Genomic DNA, 13,789 nt, shown 5'->3' with positions numbered 1-13,789 from the left:
GACGTGCAGTGATCGTAGTCCAGTGCAACGAACATGTTGCCCATCTATGGAAAGCAACGTAGCGTTTCCGTTGTCAGAAACAAGGAGCGAGCACAGGAGAGCACGATGCAGACCTTCGACACCCCCGCCCCCCTCTCCGCCGTCCTGGACGTCCCCGCCGGCCGCGTCCAGCTCATCGCCGCGGACCGCACCGACACCGTCGTCGAGGTCCGGCCCGCCGACCCGTCCAAGGGCCGCGACGTCCGGGCCGCCGAACGGACCACCGTCGCCCACGCCGACGGCGTCCTGCGGATCCACGCCCCCGAGCCGCAGAACCGGCTCCTCGGCTCCTCGGGCGCGGTGGAGATCACCGTGCAACTGCCCGTCGGCTCCCGGATCGAGGGCAGGTCCGCCGCCTCCGAGCTGCGCGGCGTCGGCCGCCTCGGCGACGTGGTCTTCGACGGCGCGTACCGCCGGATCAAGCTCGACGAAGCGGCGAGCGTCCGCCTCACCGCGGTCGACGGCGACGTCGAGGTCGGCCGGCTGGGCGGCCCCGCCGAGATCAGCACCACCCGGGGCAGCATCCGGATCGCCGAGGCCGGTCGCGGCACCGTCGTGCTCAGCACGCAGTCCGGCGACATCTCGGTCGGTGCCGCCGCCGGCGTCTCGGCCGCCCTGGACGCCGGCACCGGCCACGGCCGGATCAGCAACGCCCTCAAGAACGACGGCAGCGCCGAACTCGACATCCGCGCCACCACCGCCCACGGCGACATCACCGCCCACAGCCTCTGAACGACCGGGGGCAGCACGGCCCGGCGAACCCGAACAGCACGCACGCCCGACACCAGCAGGGGGAACACCATGACGAAGAACAGCCCGTCCGCGACCGCTCCGAGCTGGACCGGCCTGGTGCCGGTCGACGACACGGCCCTGGCCGTCACCGACACCGGAGGCCCCGGCGTGCCGGTGGTCTACCTCAACGGCCAGTTCGCCACCCAGGGGTACTGGCGCCGCGTCGTCGCCGACCTGGGCGCGGGATGGCGGCACCTCACCTACGACGAGCGGGCCCGCGGCCGGAAGTCGGGGCGCTCGGCGGACTACTCCTTCGAAGCGGCCGTCCGGGACGTCGACGCCGTGCTCGCCGCCCGGGGCGTGGACCGGGCGCTCGTGGTGGGCTGGTCCTACGGGGCCTTCGTCGGGGCGCACTGGGCGGCCCGCAACCCGGAGCGCGCCCTCGGAGCGGTCATGGTCGACGGCGCCTTCCCGTACGACTGGCTCGACGACGCCATGGAGCAGCGGATCCGCAAGCAGTTCCGGCAGTGGAGCCGGTTCCTGCCGCTGCTGCGCCCGACCGGACTGACCCCGCGGATGACGGCCGACCAGATGGCGGACTGCAACATCGAGCTCGGCCGGATCTCCCGCGAGCGCGAGCTCGGCCCGGTGCTGGACGGCATCACCGTCCCGATGCGGTACGTGGTCGCCTCCGGCTCGTCCCTCGGCAGCCGTGGCGACGAGCAGGAACGGATCCGCACCAGCCTCGACGGGGTGACCGCCCGCAACCCGAACATCGCGGTGAGCGCGAAGGTCGCCGCCAACCACGGCGCCCTCCTCAAGAAGGACTTCCGGGCCATCGCCGACGCCGTGCGCGAGGTCGCCGCCCTGGCCGACGCCGGGCGCTGAGCGTGGACGCGTCCGTCCGGGACCCCGCCGACGCGGCGGACCCGGGCGGCGCGTTCAATGGCCCGGTGAACACCACCACCGTCGACCTGGGGTCCGTCACCGCGCCGTCGGGCGTCCTCGTCCTGGGGACGGCCGGCTGGACCGACCAACGGCCGGAGTCGGGTGCACCGCTGTCGGTCCGGGCCGCAGCCGCGGTGGCGGCCGGCGGCGGGCACCTGTGCGACGACGAGGCCGAGGCCGTCGCCGTTCCGGCCGCGGCGGACCGTCCGCTGCCCGTCCGGGCGGCGACCGCGCCCTCGCTCTTCGACGGGCAGCCGGTCGTCTCCGTCCTGGAGGTGGACCTCGGTCTGCCCTGGCCCGGCGGTCACTCCGACGGGCCGGTGCCGCTGGGGGAGCTGCCCGTCGACCGGTGCGGCACGGTCGTGGGCGACGCGGTGGCCCTGGACTCCTTCGTCGGACTCGGGGGCGAATCCGTCGACGGGCTCGCCGACCTGACCTACTGGGGCCGGGAGGTGGAAGCCGCCCGGGCCGAGTTCGGCGGCGAGCGGATCCAACGGCTCGGCGGCGACCTCGACGGCTGGCTCGACCTGCCCGAGGCCGAGGCGTGGCGGCTCGGCGAGCGACTCCAGGACTGGGTGCGCAGCGGGCCCGGCACGGGCCTGGTGCACTCCGTCCAGCGCCACACCCACTTCCACCTGGTCGAGCGGGCCGGGCAGAACCACCCCCTGCTCGCGGGCACCCTCGACCTCGCCGGCAGCCGCATCCTCGGCCTCGGGTGGGACCCGGGCGACCACGCCGTGCGGCACAGCGGCGAGCGGGCGTTCGGCTGCGTCCATCCCGTCGCCCTCCACCGCAGCGGGGGCTCCACCGTCCTGCGCTGGACCGTCACGGCCGACGAGGACGAGCCGGACGACGGCGCCCCGGACCGGCCCGGCGACGGGCAGGCCGTCTGACGGCAACGGCCGGACTCCTCCCCCCTCACCCCGCAGACTCCGGGTGACCATCCGTGGTGGCGGCGACACCGCTGACGGTCCGGTCCCTCGGCCGCGCGCACATGCAAAGACTTCGTTGCAAAGAAATGGTGGCAATCGCTAGGCTGCCGGACATGACGGAACATCAGCCCGCCGTGCGTAGCCTCGACGCCCGCTCCCTGCGCGGTCTGGCGCACCCGCTGCGGATGCGCCTGCTGGCCGCGCTGCGGCAGGGCGGCCCGGCGACGGCGACGAAGCTCGCCGCCCGGCTCGGCGAGTCGTCCGCCTCGGTCAGCTACCACCTGCGGCAGCTCGGCGCGCACGGCTTCATCGCGGAGGAGCCCGACCGGGGGACGGCCCGTGAGCGCTGGTGGCGGGCCGAGCACCGCGGCCACCGGTTCGACCGGCTGGAGGACTTCCTGGAGAACCCGGACCCCGAGGTGCGCGGCGCCATGGACGTGTTCCTGAAGGAGGTGGCCGCCGTCCACGCACGGGAGCTCGGCGAGTGGCTCGCCGGCACCGGCGACTGGCCCGAGGAGTGGCGCCGCAGCTGGGACATGAGCGACTTCACCCTGCGCCTGACGCCCGAACTCGCGCGGGAACTCGCCGTCCGGGCACACGAACTCGTGCAGGGCTTCCGGGAGCGGGCCGCTGCCGACGAGGAGGGGGCCGTTCCCGTCCGCGTCCACCTGCACGCCTTCCCCCTGCCGAAGGGCTGACCCCCGGCAGCCCGGCCCCGGCAGCCCGATCCCCGGCGGCCCGATCCCCGAGCCCGACGTCAGAAGACCTGATCCCCGACGACCGCCCGGAGGGCACGCCCATGACCGTCGCCGCCCGCTCCCGGGCCGACGAGGCCCGAGTCGCCCCGGACCGGCGGCCGCTGGTCGCCCTGCTGACCGCGAACCTCGTCTCGATCACCGGCAACGCCCTCGCCGGCATCGGAGTGCCGTGGTTCGTCCTGCAGACCACCGGCAGCGCCTCCCGGGCCGGTCTGGTGGCCTTCTGCCAGATGCTGCCGCTGGCGCTGTCGGCGCTCGCCGGCGGACCGGTGATCGACCGGATCGGACGCCTGCGCGCGTCGGTGCTGTCGGACGTGGTGTGCGGTGCGGCCGTCGGGCTGATCCCGGTCCTCCAGTGGGTCGGCGGCCTGCGGTTCTGGCAGCTGTGCGTGCTCATGGCGGTCAACGGGCTGTTCCAGGCGCCGGGCGAGACCGCGCGCCAGGTGCTCACGCCCGATCTCGCCGACCGCGCCGGTGTCCCGCTCGCCCGGGCCATGAGCCTGTACACCGGTGCGTCCAGAGGGGCCCGGCTGCTGGGAGCCTCGGCCGCCGGCGTGCTGATCGCCCTGTTCGGGGCCGGCCAGGTCCTGCTGCTGGACACGGTGACCTTCGCCGTCTCGGCGCTCCTGGTCGCCCTCGGCGTCCGGCACGTCTCCGCCGCCGCCCCCCGCCGGGACGGGCCGTCGGCGAGCCTGCGCGGGTACCGCGACGAACTGCGCGAGGGCCTGGCCTTCCTGGTCCGTCAGCGGCTGCTGCTCGCCATCACCCTGGTGCTGATGGTCACCAACGGACTGGACCAGGGATGGCGGTCGGTGCTGCTGCCCGTGCACGCCGCGCGCGACCTCGGCGGGTCGGTCGACCTCGGCCTGCTCGCCGGCCTCTTCGCGGCGGGAGCGCTCGGCGGTTCGCTGCTGCACGCGGTGGTGGGGGACCGGCTGCCCCGCCGGTCGCTGTACGCCTTCTGCCTCCTCGTCGGCGGAGCCCCGCGGATGCTGGTCGCGGCGTTCGCGCCCGGCCTGCTGCCCCTGGGCGTCACCCTGGCCGTCGCCGGTGTCGCCGCAGGGATCCTCAACCCGATCGTCTCGACCGTGCTGTACGAACTCGTGCCCGACCCGCTGCGCAGCCGGGTCACCGGCGTCCTGGCGGCGGGCGTGCTGCTGGCGACCCCGGTCGGCGGTCTCGCCTGCGGCTACCTGGTGGACCGGGTCGGGCTGACGACCGCCCTCGTGCTGCTCGGCGGGGCGTACCTGCTGATCACGCTCTGCCCGCTGGCCTTCCCCGTCTGGCGCCGGATGGACGGCACGGGCGACGCCGGGGCCCGTCCGTAGTCGCCGGGCGGAGCCGCAACGGACGGGGCAGGAATCGCCCGATGCGGCCTCAGCCGAGGACGGCGAGTCCGGCGAGAGCCAGGCCCGGGGAGATCAGGCTGATGATCCGCTGCCACCTGTTCCAGGACCCCCGGCCCCGGTAGCCGACCGGCGTCATGGACCGGACCCGGGCGAGCCCCGAGAGGCCCGCCGGCAGCAGGGCTACCCCGACGATCAGCTGGACGAGCACGTTCCCCACCCCCGGCTGCCGCAGGCACCCGCCCGCGGCGCCGTCGATCGTCCCACGGGTACCCCCGCCCGACACGGTGATTCCCGGCGCGGGGGTGAAGCTCCGTCAGGCAGGGGGTGGCGGTGGCCGGGTCTCCGGTGGGACCGCCGGCCGGGCTCCTGCGACGTCGCCGTCAACGGAGCCCGGCGCGGCGGGCGCCGGGTGGTGCGTGCAGCCCGAAGGGCCGGCGGCGCACAAGGAGTTCAGTCGCAGCGCCGTACGGCCGAGGAGCCGGAACTCCGGACGGTGCCACCACAGGTCGTCGCCGTTCGGGCGGTCTCCGCCGTCAGGGGTTGATCCGGGTGACGGTCATCTCGATCGGCCAGCCGTTGCTGCCGCAGCTCAGCACCGAGGCCTGCTCCATGCCCCGCGAGCGCTTGCCCTCCGAACCGAGGTAGGGGCCGTTGACCCGGCCGGGGCCGGCGCACTTGGCCTTGACGTACCAGGTGCCGCTGCCCCGGGTGCACCAGCCGACGGCGTTGTGCTCGTTCTCGTGGGCGACGTAGGCGGTGCAGCCGCTCGGGCCGCCGGGAGCGGCCGAGGCCACGGGGGCGGCGAGGAGGGTGGCGCCGACGGCCACCGCACCGGCGATCGAAGCGGCGAGACGGCTGATCTTGTGCGGACGGTTCATCAAAGTCCTTGAGAAGAAAGGGAAGTGATCGGTGTGCGAATGCACATGGACAAGCCTGGCAACTGTCCGGTCCGCCTCACCTCGTACTCCGGGACGAGTCTGCCCCCGCCGTCCGACCGGAGCCATACCCGCCGGTAGGGGGGTGTGGCGGCACCGCCGGGCACAGGGACGTGTGTGACCGAACGGCTGTCAGGCGTCGTCCGGGGAGAGACGAGGTCGTGGACCGCGCCACGGCGGCCGGCGACGCGCTCACCGACGCCCTGCTGGCGGAGTTCGCGGTCCTCGACCCGGCGGCCGTCGCCGACGAGAACTCCTTCTGGCACATCGCCGCCGAGGAACCGGGCCACGGCACGGGCTGACACCGCTGCGGCCCGGCCCGTATTCGGTTGCGCACCGGTGTCCGGCCGGGTCAAGGTGGCCTGACACCCCGACGGAAGCAGCAGAGATGACCGCCCCGACCACCCACGTCGACCACGAACTCGTCGAGGCCGCGACCCACGTCGCCCGCACGCGCTGCCGGGGCGACAACCACACCGTGGCAGCCGCGGCCCGTGCCCGGGACGGGCGCATCGTCACCGCCGTGAACGCCTATCACTTCACCGGCGGCCCCTGCGCCGAACTCGTCCTCATCGGCGCGGCAGCCGCCCAGGGCGCCTACGAGCTGGAGACGATCGTCGCCGTGGGCGACCGCGACCGGGGAGTGCTGCCGCCCTGCGGCCGGTGCCGCCAGGTCCTGCTCGACTACTTCCCCGGCATCGAGGTCATCGTCGGCTCGGGCGACCGGACGCGGGCCGTTCCCGTCGACGACCTGCTGCCCGAGACCTACGTGTGGGCCGACCACCAGCTCGACGGCGGGTGAGTCACGCCCGACACCGGGCGGGTCACGGCCCGGCGGCCTCGGTGAGGCAGGCCGGGAAGTCCGGGTGCGATGACCAGGCGGCAAGGCCCTCGACCACCACCGCCCAGGCGCGGGCGGCCTCGCCGGCCTCACCCCGGTCCAGGGCCCCCTCCGTCAGGGCGAGGTGCTCGTCGACCGCCCGGGACCACGTCTCGAACGCCGCGGCGACATCACCGCTCCGGCTCCACGACCCCGCCGGGCCGGGCCGCTGACGCCGGGCCGCGACGAACGCCCGCGCGGCGGCCAGCTGTTCGGCGGTCGGAAGGCTCTCGCTCGTGCTCATGCCCGATCCTCGGTGGCGGCACCGCCCGCCCCACCGTTGCGGGCCCCTGGCGGAACGGCACCGTGATCTTCGGCTGCCCAACCTACCCCCGCAGCGGGGCGACAGCTGCCATCCCCGGCCGCTCCGCGCGGCGCCGCCGAGGCCCGCGGGGCCGACCGGTCAGGGCAGCGGCTCGCCGCGAGCCGCCAGCCACAGGGCGTACCACTCCTCGTGGCCGAGCTCCGGCTCGCGGACGGCGGCATCCCGGCAGGCCCGGATGCGGTCCGGGTTCGCGGAGCCGACGACCGGGGCGATCCGCGCCGGATGCCGCTGCAGCCACCACAGCACCACCGACTCCGGCGTGGTGCCCTTCGCCTCCGCGAGTTCGGCGACCAGCCGTGCCGTCCGCCGTTCCCGCTCCGACTGCTGGCGGCCCGTGAAGCGGCCCTGCGCGAGGGCGCCCCAGGCCTGCAACCGGACGCCGTTGCGGCGGCAGTACTCGACCGTCCCGAACGGGAACCCGTTGCCGGCGGCCGCGGGCGTGTTGACCAGCACCCCGGCCTCCAGCCAGTCCCGCTGCGCCAGGCTCATCTCCAACTGGTTCGCCACCAGGGGCACGTCCAGGTACGCCTGAAGATCCTCGATCTGCGCGGCGCCCGTGTTGGAGACGCCGAAGGCCCGGACGAGGCCCTGCCGATGCAGTGACATCAGTGCCTCGGCGACGTCCGCGGGATCGGCCAGCGGGTCCGGACGGTGCAGCAGCAGGACGTCGATCACATCCGTGCGCAGCCGGGCCAGGCTCTCCTCGACCCGCCACACGATGCTGCTGCCGCGCAGGTCGTAGATGCCGGGCCGGTCGCCCTCGGCGAGGCGGATCCCGCACTTGGTCTGCAGGGTGATCCGCTCCCGCAGACCGGGCGCCCGGGAGAGCACCTCGCCGAAGACCGCCTCCGCCTTGCCGCGCCGGTAGATGTCCGCGTGGTCGAACACCGTGATGCCCGCGTCCAGCGCCGCCCCGACCGCCGCCTCCGCAGCGGCGATGTCCGCCGGGCCGTACCCCTCGGAGTCCCAGTCACCGCCCAGGCCCATGCAGCCGTACAGCAGGCGTTCCCCGTCGGGGCGCGTCGTCGTCATACGGCCACCCTAGGCCCTCCCCTTCGGGTTTCCGCAGGTGGTGCGGTGCACCGGCCGGTGCACGGGGCTGGGGCACGGGGCTGGGGCACGGGGCGGGACGGTGGCGGCCGGGAAAACCTGTCACCCGTGCGGGGCGGGGGCCGTAGGCTCGGGCGCATGTCTGACCATGATCACGCGCAAGGGCCAGGAGCCGTGGGGCCCGTGACGGCCGAGGACCTCGCCGAGGGTGTGCGGCTCGTCGCCGCGCTGCTGCGCCGGCCCGAGGCGCTCGGCGCGGACTGGGGGCGGCCCGCCGGCAGCCTGGAATGGAGCTGCTGGGAGACGGCCGAGCACCTGGCCGACGACCTCTTCTCCTACGCCGCCCAACTCGGCCCGCAGACGCCCCCCGCCGCCACCCATGTGCCGTTCGTCTGGCGCAGGGAGGCCCCGGACAGGCCCGCCAACGTGATCTTCGCCGAGCGGGAGAGTGGGCCGGAGGGCATGCTCCAGGTGCTGGAGGCCTGCGGGGCGCTGCACGTGGCGATGGTACGGACGGCCTCGCCGCAGGCCCGCGCCTTCCACGTGTTCGGGACGACGGACCCCGAGGGCTCCGCGGCCATGGGCCTGGTCGAGCTGTTCGCGCACGCCCAGGACCTGGCTCTCGGCCTCGGACTCGACTGGCAGGCCCCCGCCGAGATCTGCACCCGCGTGCTGACCCGGCTGTTCCCCGAAGCCCCGACCGACACCGACCCCTGGCCGACCCTGCTGTGGGCGACCGGCCGCGGCGACCTCCCGGGCCGTCAACGGCGCACTGGCTGGCAGTGGGACAGCACCCCGCGCTCCTGCAGTCGGGGACGCCCTGACCGGAGTCGTCCCGATCGGGATGCGCCGTCCACGCGACGGGCTCGGACTCCGGACGAGGTGATCAAGCAGTGAAGTTCGCCTGCCGGAACCTCGGCGCGCCGGATCTGGCTCGTCGGGGACTCACCGCGAACTCCGCCCCGGTGGAGGTGCTGCTCGTGGACATCGAGGCGGACCTGGTCATCGACGACGACGGCCGCACGGTGTGGAACGAGGACGGCTTCCCGCTTCGAGCGCGGAGCCCTGATGGAGCCTGACCGAACGGCGGCATGATTGCCATGACGCGCGGAAATCGATGGTCCCTCCGATGCAGGCCGGGCGATACTGGCCCGCCATGACGAGCGATGAATACTCGGCCGGTCCGGCGTTGCGCCGGGTTCTGGCCGAGGCAGGCGGACCGGAACTGCTGGACCTGCTGGCCGAGGGGCTGACCGGGACGGATCTGACCACACTGCTCCTGGAAGTCTTCCGACGCCGCGCCGATCGGCTCACCCCGGCCGAGGTGATGCGGCGTTACCGCACCGACCGGTTCGTCACTCCGTCGCCCGCAGGGTTCGCGCACATACGACGAGCCGAAGACTTCCTGCTCTCGGCGCTGCCGGACGACTTCCAGATGCTCACCTTGGCTCCGCTCGTCCCCCTGGCAGCGCACACGGCGGTCGCGACCGTCGACCCGCGCAAGGTCGTCGCCACCGTTCGTGGCAGCGAGGTCGCAGCCGACCCGACCAATGCCCTGGCCTTGGAGGCAGCCCAGCGGAGATCCCAGGCCCTGGCCGCCGATCCCCGCTCGGCCCTGCTGGTGAGCGCCCGCCGCTGACCCGGGGCGCCCGGACGGTTGGAACGGCGACGAGCGTCAGCCGTGGTGGTGGAGGACCGTGTCCTTGAGGTTCCGGGCCTCGGGCGGCAGCGGCTTCGTCCGCGACAGCCGCACCGCGATGCCGCGGGCGAGGTCGAACGCCGCCACCGGGTCGGCCCGGTCCGCCCAGGGGGCGCCGCCGCACCAGCGTCCGACCAGCCGGAACTGCTCCAGGGCGGCAGCGTGCAGGCCGGCCTTGGCCAGGTGGTCGGCGAGCAGGTGCCGCAGGGCGGGCAGGCGCGGATCGTCCGCCGGGACGGTCGCGAGGGCCTGCGCCACGGCCTTGAGCCGCCGCCTGGCGGCCCTGGTGCGGGGGAGCGCGCGGAGGCCGCTGCGGGTCTCGAGTTCGGAGAGCGCGTGCACGTAGATGCCGGGCAGCGGGCTGCCCGCAGGCGCCTTGTCCACGGCGCGGCGGGCGAAGGCCATCATCTTGCGGTTGCTGCCGTACCACTTGGCGCACCAGTACTGCATGGCCTGCCAGTGCCCCTCGTAGTGGTGCGGGGCGCGTGCGACCAGGCCGTCCCAGAGCGGCCCGAACCGGTCCGGCGTGTACTGGGCGCCGCGGGCGGCCAGCACCATGACCACCCACGGGCCGGGGTCCTCCGGTGCGAGCAGCGCGGCCCGCTGCGCGGCCTCGATCGCGGCGGGCAGCAGCTCCCGGAACTTCGCCATCCGGTCGGCCGGTACCTGGTGCGCGTAGCCGCTGCCGCGGATCGCCCACGCCCGGTCGACCATGCACCGGGCCTCCAGCGTGGCGGCGGCGCAACCGGCCGGGTCGGCGGCCCGCCAGGCGGTCAGCCAGGCGTCGTCCTGCTCGGCGATGTCGGCGAGCAGTTCCAGCCTGGACCAGCGTTCGTCCCAGTCCCCGCCCGCGGCCTCGACGTACGCGGCGGCGGGCTGCCAGTCGCCGGTCCAGGCGGCCTCGCAGATCGAGCGGACGGCCGCGCTGCGGTCCGGAGGCGCCGGCGGGCCGGGCCGGCGCGGGTCGAGCACGGCGTGCGGCACCAGCCCGTAGGCGGCGGGGTCGAAGACGGTGGCGGCCCACGTGGCGGCCCTGGACGTGCGGTGGGGGCCCCGGAGCCAGATGACGAAGTACGTCCCGGCGACGACGAGCAGCAGGAGACTCACGGCGGAGGATCCTTGCAGGTCGCGAGCGGTGCGGGCAATGGGGATGCGGACACGTTCACGAGGCCTTCGCCGGGTCCCGCGGGACGGCGGCGGCCCGACTGCCGGGGGAGCCGGCACACGGGTGGCGGACGCCCCTGGTGACATGGCGGCACACGGTCGCAACGCCCTTCCCCGGCAAGCAGGATGACGCCGGACCGGACCCTCCGTGACGGAGCGCGACGGGCCACGAGCGGGCCACGAGCGGGCCACCAGCGGCAGACCCGGCGCGGTGCCGGGATTGCGGCGCGGACCGGCTGAGCAGGCTCAGATCAGGCCGGCCGGTCGTAGCCGACGGCCACCCGCCGTGCGGCGTGCCCGAACCGGCGCGTCGCACCCGACCCGGAGGACCCCGGTGCCGCTTCCCTCGCAACCCCTGCGCAGTCTCGGCTTCCTGACCATCGGCCTCTTCGACGAGGGCGACCCGGCGGGCGGGCACGAGTCCACCCTGAAACTCGTCGAACTCGGCGAACGGCTGGGATTCGACAGCGCCTGGCTGCGCCACCGGCACCTCCAGTTCGGCATCTCCTCCCCGGTGGCCGTGCTGGCCGCGGCCACGCAGCGGACGCGGCGCATCGAGCTCGGCACCGCGGTCATCCCGCTCGGCTGGGAGAACCCGCTGCGCCTGGCGGAGGACCTCGCGACCGTGGACGTGCTGTCCGGGGGTCGCCTCAACCCGGGTGTCAGCGTGGGCCCGCCGATGCACTTCGAGCGGGTCCGCGAGGCGCTGTACCCGGACACCGCCGGGTCGGAGGACTTCGGGTTCGCCCGGGTGCGGCGCCTGCTCGACCTCGTCGGCGGCAAGCCCGCCAGTGACTTCCGCGGCACCGAGGGCATCGAGGCGTTCTCGGACCGGGTCCAGCCGTACGCGCCCGGTCTGGCCGACCGCATGTGGTACGGCGCCGGCAGTCTGGGGTCGGCCCGGCAGGCCGCCGAGAACGGGATGAACCTGCTGGTCAGCAGCGTGGTGAAGGCAGAGGAGGGCGAGGACTTCGGTGCCGTCCAGCTCTCGCACGTGCGGGCGTTCCGCGAGCGCCACCCCGACGGCGCCCGGGCCCGGGTCTCGCAGGGGCTGGTGGTGATACCCACCGACAGCGCCACCCCCGCGCAGCGGGCGAAGTACCGGGAGTACGCCCGCGCCCGGCTGCCGCGGACCGCCGCCCCGCAGGGACCGGCCCGTCTGCTCTTCGCCCCCGACCTGGTCGGCAGCGCACAGGAGATCGCGGAGCGGCTCCACGCGCATCCGGCCTTCCGCGAGATCGACGAGGTGGCCTTCGCGCTGCCCTTCACCTTCGGGCACGAGGACTACGTGCAGATCCTGACCGACATCGCCACCGTGCTCGGCCCGGCCCTCGGCTGGCGTCCCGCCACGGACTGAGTCCCGCCGCGGACCGACCCGCACGGGTGGCGGCGGCTCAGCCCGTCGGTAGCCGCACGGGCGCGGACGGCGGGCCCTCGCGCCCGGCCCGGTCGACGCAGGTGACGGCGTACCAGGGGCCGGTCGCGGCGGCCGGCGGCCGGTACCGGCGGACGGTGAGGGCCGGCAGCAGGGCCACCAGTCGCGCCGGATCGGCCGGCGGCCGCGCACCCGGGTCGTCGGCGTACCCGTAGACGGCGAACAGGAAAGGGTGCGGGCGGCCGGTGCGCGGAGCCGGGGTGATCTGCAGGTCCTGCCGGTCGGGCGAGGGGTGCACCGCGGGCGCCGCGGGCGGTGCGCTGCCGGCGAGCCGCGGCAGCAGGGGGACGAGGGCGGGTCGGGGCCAGTGGTCGGCCGCGAGCCGGCGGATCGCGCCGATCCGGTCGGTGCGGGCGGTGCGGGCGCTGAAGAAGACGTCGCCGCCGATCGATCCGACGGCCTCGTTGAGCGCGAGGTGGCGGGAGAGCTCCGCCGGGTCCTGCCAGGGCGCAGGCCGGCCCGGGGCTCCGGGCCGGGACGCGGACTGGCCGATCCACAGCTGGGTGTCGGTGTCCGCCACCTGCGCGGCCCACCAGCGCGCGAGGACGGCGTAGTCGGCGATCTCGAAGCCGATGTGCCAGTACAGCTGGGGCGCGATGTAGTCGACCCAGCCCTTGCGGACCCAGCCGCGCGAGTCGCAGTACTGCGCGTCGTAGGCCTGCAGCGCCGTCGTGGCGGAGCCGGCCGGATCGGTGGACCGGTTGCGCCAGACCCCGAACGGGCTGATCCCGTACACGGCGTCCGGCCGGGCCGCCCGCACCCGGTCGCGCAGCTGCCGGACGGTCAGGTCGATGTTGTCGCGCCGCCAGGCGGCCCGGTCGGTGAAGCCGCGGCTCTCGGCGGCGAAGGACCCGTCGTCGGGGAAGCCGCGGCCGCCGGGCGCGGGGTAGGGGTAGAAGTAGTCGTCGATGTGCACTCCGTCGACCTCGTACCGGGTGACGGCGTCCATGACGGCGTCCAGGACGAACTCCCGGACTTCGGCGAGCCCCGGGTCGTAGTACAGCTCGCCGTCGTAGGCGACCGCCCAGCGGGGGTTGCGGCGGGCCGGATGGTCGGCCACCAGCCGGGCCGGATCGGGGTGGATCGCGATCCGGAACGGGTTGAACCAGGCGTGGAAGGGGAGGCCGCGCTCGTGCGCGGCGCGGATCATGAAGTCCAGCGGGTCCCAGCCCGGATCCTGCCCCTGGGTCCCCGTCAGCCACTGCGACCAGGGCTCGAACCGGGACGGCCAGAGCGCGTCGGCGGTCGGGCGGACCTGGACGAACACCGCGTTGAAGCCCGTCGCCACCGCCGAGTCGAGCAGCGCCGTGAAGTCGGCCCGCATCTGTTCGGCGCCGAGCCGCCGCCGGTCCGGCCAGTCGGTGTGGTTGAGGCAGGCGATCCACAGCCCGCGCATCTGCCGCTTCACCGGGTGCGGCGCGACCGCCCCCGGCGGCGTCCCGGGCGGACCCTCCTCGCGGCGCACCGGTACCGGTACCGGTACCGGCGCCGGGGGAGCGGCGGCACCCGTGCAGACCGCCGCCGCCAGCGCGGCCAGGACCTC

The 13,789-nt window shown here is 74.8% G+C and carries 17 protein-coding genes; 11 read left to right on the top strand and 6 right to left on the bottom strand.

Annotated features, from left to right (window positions below):
* Positions 1-105: 105 nt before the first annotated feature.
* From AB0O09_RS23360 to AB0O09_RS23340, 5 genes are all read left to right on the top strand, one after another.
* Positions 106-771: a DUF4097 family beta strand repeat-containing protein gene (locus tag AB0O09_RS23360; protein WP_363544065.1), complete on the top strand. Its 666-nt coding sequence runs from the start codon at positions 106-108 to the stop codon at positions 769-771.
* A gap of 69 nt (positions 772-840) precedes the next feature.
* On the top strand, positions 841-1,659 hold the full coding sequence (locus AB0O09_RS23355; RefSeq protein ID WP_363544063.1) for an alpha/beta hydrolase: 819 nt from the start codon (positions 841-843) through the stop codon (positions 1,657-1,659).
* Between the two features lie 65 nt (positions 1,660-1,724).
* On the top strand, positions 1,725-2,612 hold the full coding sequence (locus tag AB0O09_RS23350; RefSeq protein WP_363544061.1) for a hypothetical protein: 888 nt from the start codon (positions 1,725-1,727) through the stop codon (positions 2,610-2,612).
* A 152-nt stretch (positions 2,613-2,764) separates the two neighbouring features.
* Entirely contained in the window at positions 2,765-3,349 is a 585-nt protein-coding gene (locus AB0O09_RS23345) for a helix-turn-helix domain-containing protein (RefSeq protein ID WP_363544060.1), read from the top strand.
* A gap of 101 nt (positions 3,350-3,450) precedes the next feature.
* A complete protein-coding gene (locus AB0O09_RS23340) occupies positions 3,451-4,737 on the top strand; it encodes an MFS transporter (RefSeq protein WP_363544058.1) in 1,287 nt (428 codons plus the stop codon).
* A 49-nt stretch (positions 4,738-4,786) separates the two neighbouring features.
* Here AB0O09_RS23340 and AB0O09_RS23335 read toward each other — a convergent pair whose 3' ends face one another.
* Positions 4,787-4,966, bottom strand: a complete 180-nt coding sequence (locus AB0O09_RS23335) for a hypothetical protein (protein WP_363544056.1) — start codon at positions 4,964-4,966, stop codon at positions 4,787-4,789.
* A 325-nt stretch (positions 4,967-5,291) separates the two neighbouring features.
* Entirely contained in the window at positions 5,292-5,636 is a 345-nt protein-coding gene (locus tag AB0O09_RS23330) for a hypothetical protein (protein WP_363544055.1), read from the bottom strand.
* Positions 5,637-5,854: 218 nt separating this feature from the next.
* Here AB0O09_RS23330 and AB0O09_RS23325 point away from each other — a divergent pair, with 218 nt between their 5' ends.
* Entirely contained in the window at positions 5,855-5,995 is a 141-nt protein-coding gene (locus AB0O09_RS23325; RefSeq protein ID WP_363544053.1) for an SUKH-4 family immunity protein, read from the top strand.
* Between the two features lie 86 nt (positions 5,996-6,081).
* Positions 6,082-6,495 carry a cytidine deaminase gene (locus AB0O09_RS23320; RefSeq protein ID WP_363544052.1) on the top strand — a complete coding sequence of 138 codons (414 nt, stop codon included), beginning with the start codon at positions 6,082-6,084 and terminating at the stop codon, positions 6,493-6,495.
* A 22-nt stretch (positions 6,496-6,517) separates the two neighbouring features.
* Here the strand turns inward: AB0O09_RS23320 and AB0O09_RS23315 are convergent, their stop codons facing one another.
* Both AB0O09_RS23315 and AB0O09_RS23310 read right to left on the bottom strand, forming a co-directional pair.
* On the bottom strand, positions 6,518-6,817 hold the full coding sequence (locus AB0O09_RS23315; RefSeq protein ID WP_363544050.1) for a hypothetical protein: 300 nt from the start codon (positions 6,815-6,817) through the stop codon (positions 6,518-6,520).
* A 159-nt stretch (positions 6,818-6,976) separates the two neighbouring features.
* A complete protein-coding gene (locus AB0O09_RS23310) occupies positions 6,977-7,930 on the bottom strand; it encodes an aldo/keto reductase (protein ID WP_363544048.1) in 954 nt (317 codons plus the stop codon).
* 201 nt (positions 7,931-8,131) lie between these two features.
* On the opposite strand from AB0O09_RS23310, the gene AB0O09_RS23305 reads away from it, so the two are divergent.
* From AB0O09_RS23305 to AB0O09_RS23295, 3 genes are all read left to right on the top strand, one after another.
* Positions 8,132-8,845, top strand: a complete 714-nt coding sequence (locus tag AB0O09_RS23305) for a hypothetical protein (protein ID WP_363544046.1) — start codon at positions 8,132-8,134, stop codon at positions 8,843-8,845.
* Positions 8,842-9,027, top strand: coding sequence for a hypothetical protein (locus AB0O09_RS23300; RefSeq protein ID WP_363544043.1), 186 nt, complete (start codon positions 8,842-8,844; stop codon positions 9,025-9,027). Before AB0O09_RS23305 ends, AB0O09_RS23300 begins: the two co-directional genes overlap by 4 nt.
* 77 nt (positions 9,028-9,104) lie before the next feature.
* A complete protein-coding gene (locus AB0O09_RS23295) occupies positions 9,105-9,587 on the top strand; it encodes a hypothetical protein (RefSeq protein WP_363544041.1) in 483 nt (160 codons plus the stop codon).
* Between the two features lie 36 nt (positions 9,588-9,623).
* Here AB0O09_RS23295 and AB0O09_RS23290 read toward each other — a convergent pair whose 3' ends face one another.
* Entirely contained in the window at positions 9,624-10,754 is a 1,131-nt protein-coding gene (locus AB0O09_RS23290) for a hypothetical protein (RefSeq protein ID WP_363544039.1), read from the bottom strand.
* Positions 10,755-11,145: 391 nt separating this feature from the next.
* Between AB0O09_RS23290 and AB0O09_RS23285 the strand changes: the two genes are divergently transcribed.
* Positions 11,146-12,168 (top strand): LLM class flavin-dependent oxidoreductase, encoded by a 1,023-nt coding sequence (locus AB0O09_RS23285; protein ID WP_363544036.1) that lies wholly within the window; start codon positions 11,146-11,148, stop codon positions 12,166-12,168.
* Positions 12,169-12,205: 37 nt separating this feature from the next.
* On the opposite strand, the gene AB0O09_RS23280 is transcribed toward AB0O09_RS23285, so the two are convergent.
* The gene (locus AB0O09_RS23280; protein ID WP_363544033.1) at positions 12,206-13,642 is read right to left on the bottom strand and encodes a family 10 glycosylhydrolase; all 1,437 of its coding nucleotides are present in this window, start codon (positions 13,640-13,642) and stop codon (positions 12,206-12,208) included.
* Between the last annotated feature and the right edge of the window lie 147 nt (positions 13,643-13,789).

This window comes from Kitasatospora sp. NPDC093679, from assembly GCF_040683455.1.
In the GTDB taxonomy this organism is placed as follows: domain Bacteria; phylum Actinomycetota; class Actinomycetes; order Streptomycetales; family Streptomycetaceae; genus Kitasatospora; species Kitasatospora arboriphila.
Note: the sequence above shows the minus strand (reverse complement) of the source record. Positions and strands in the feature narration are given on the sequence as shown.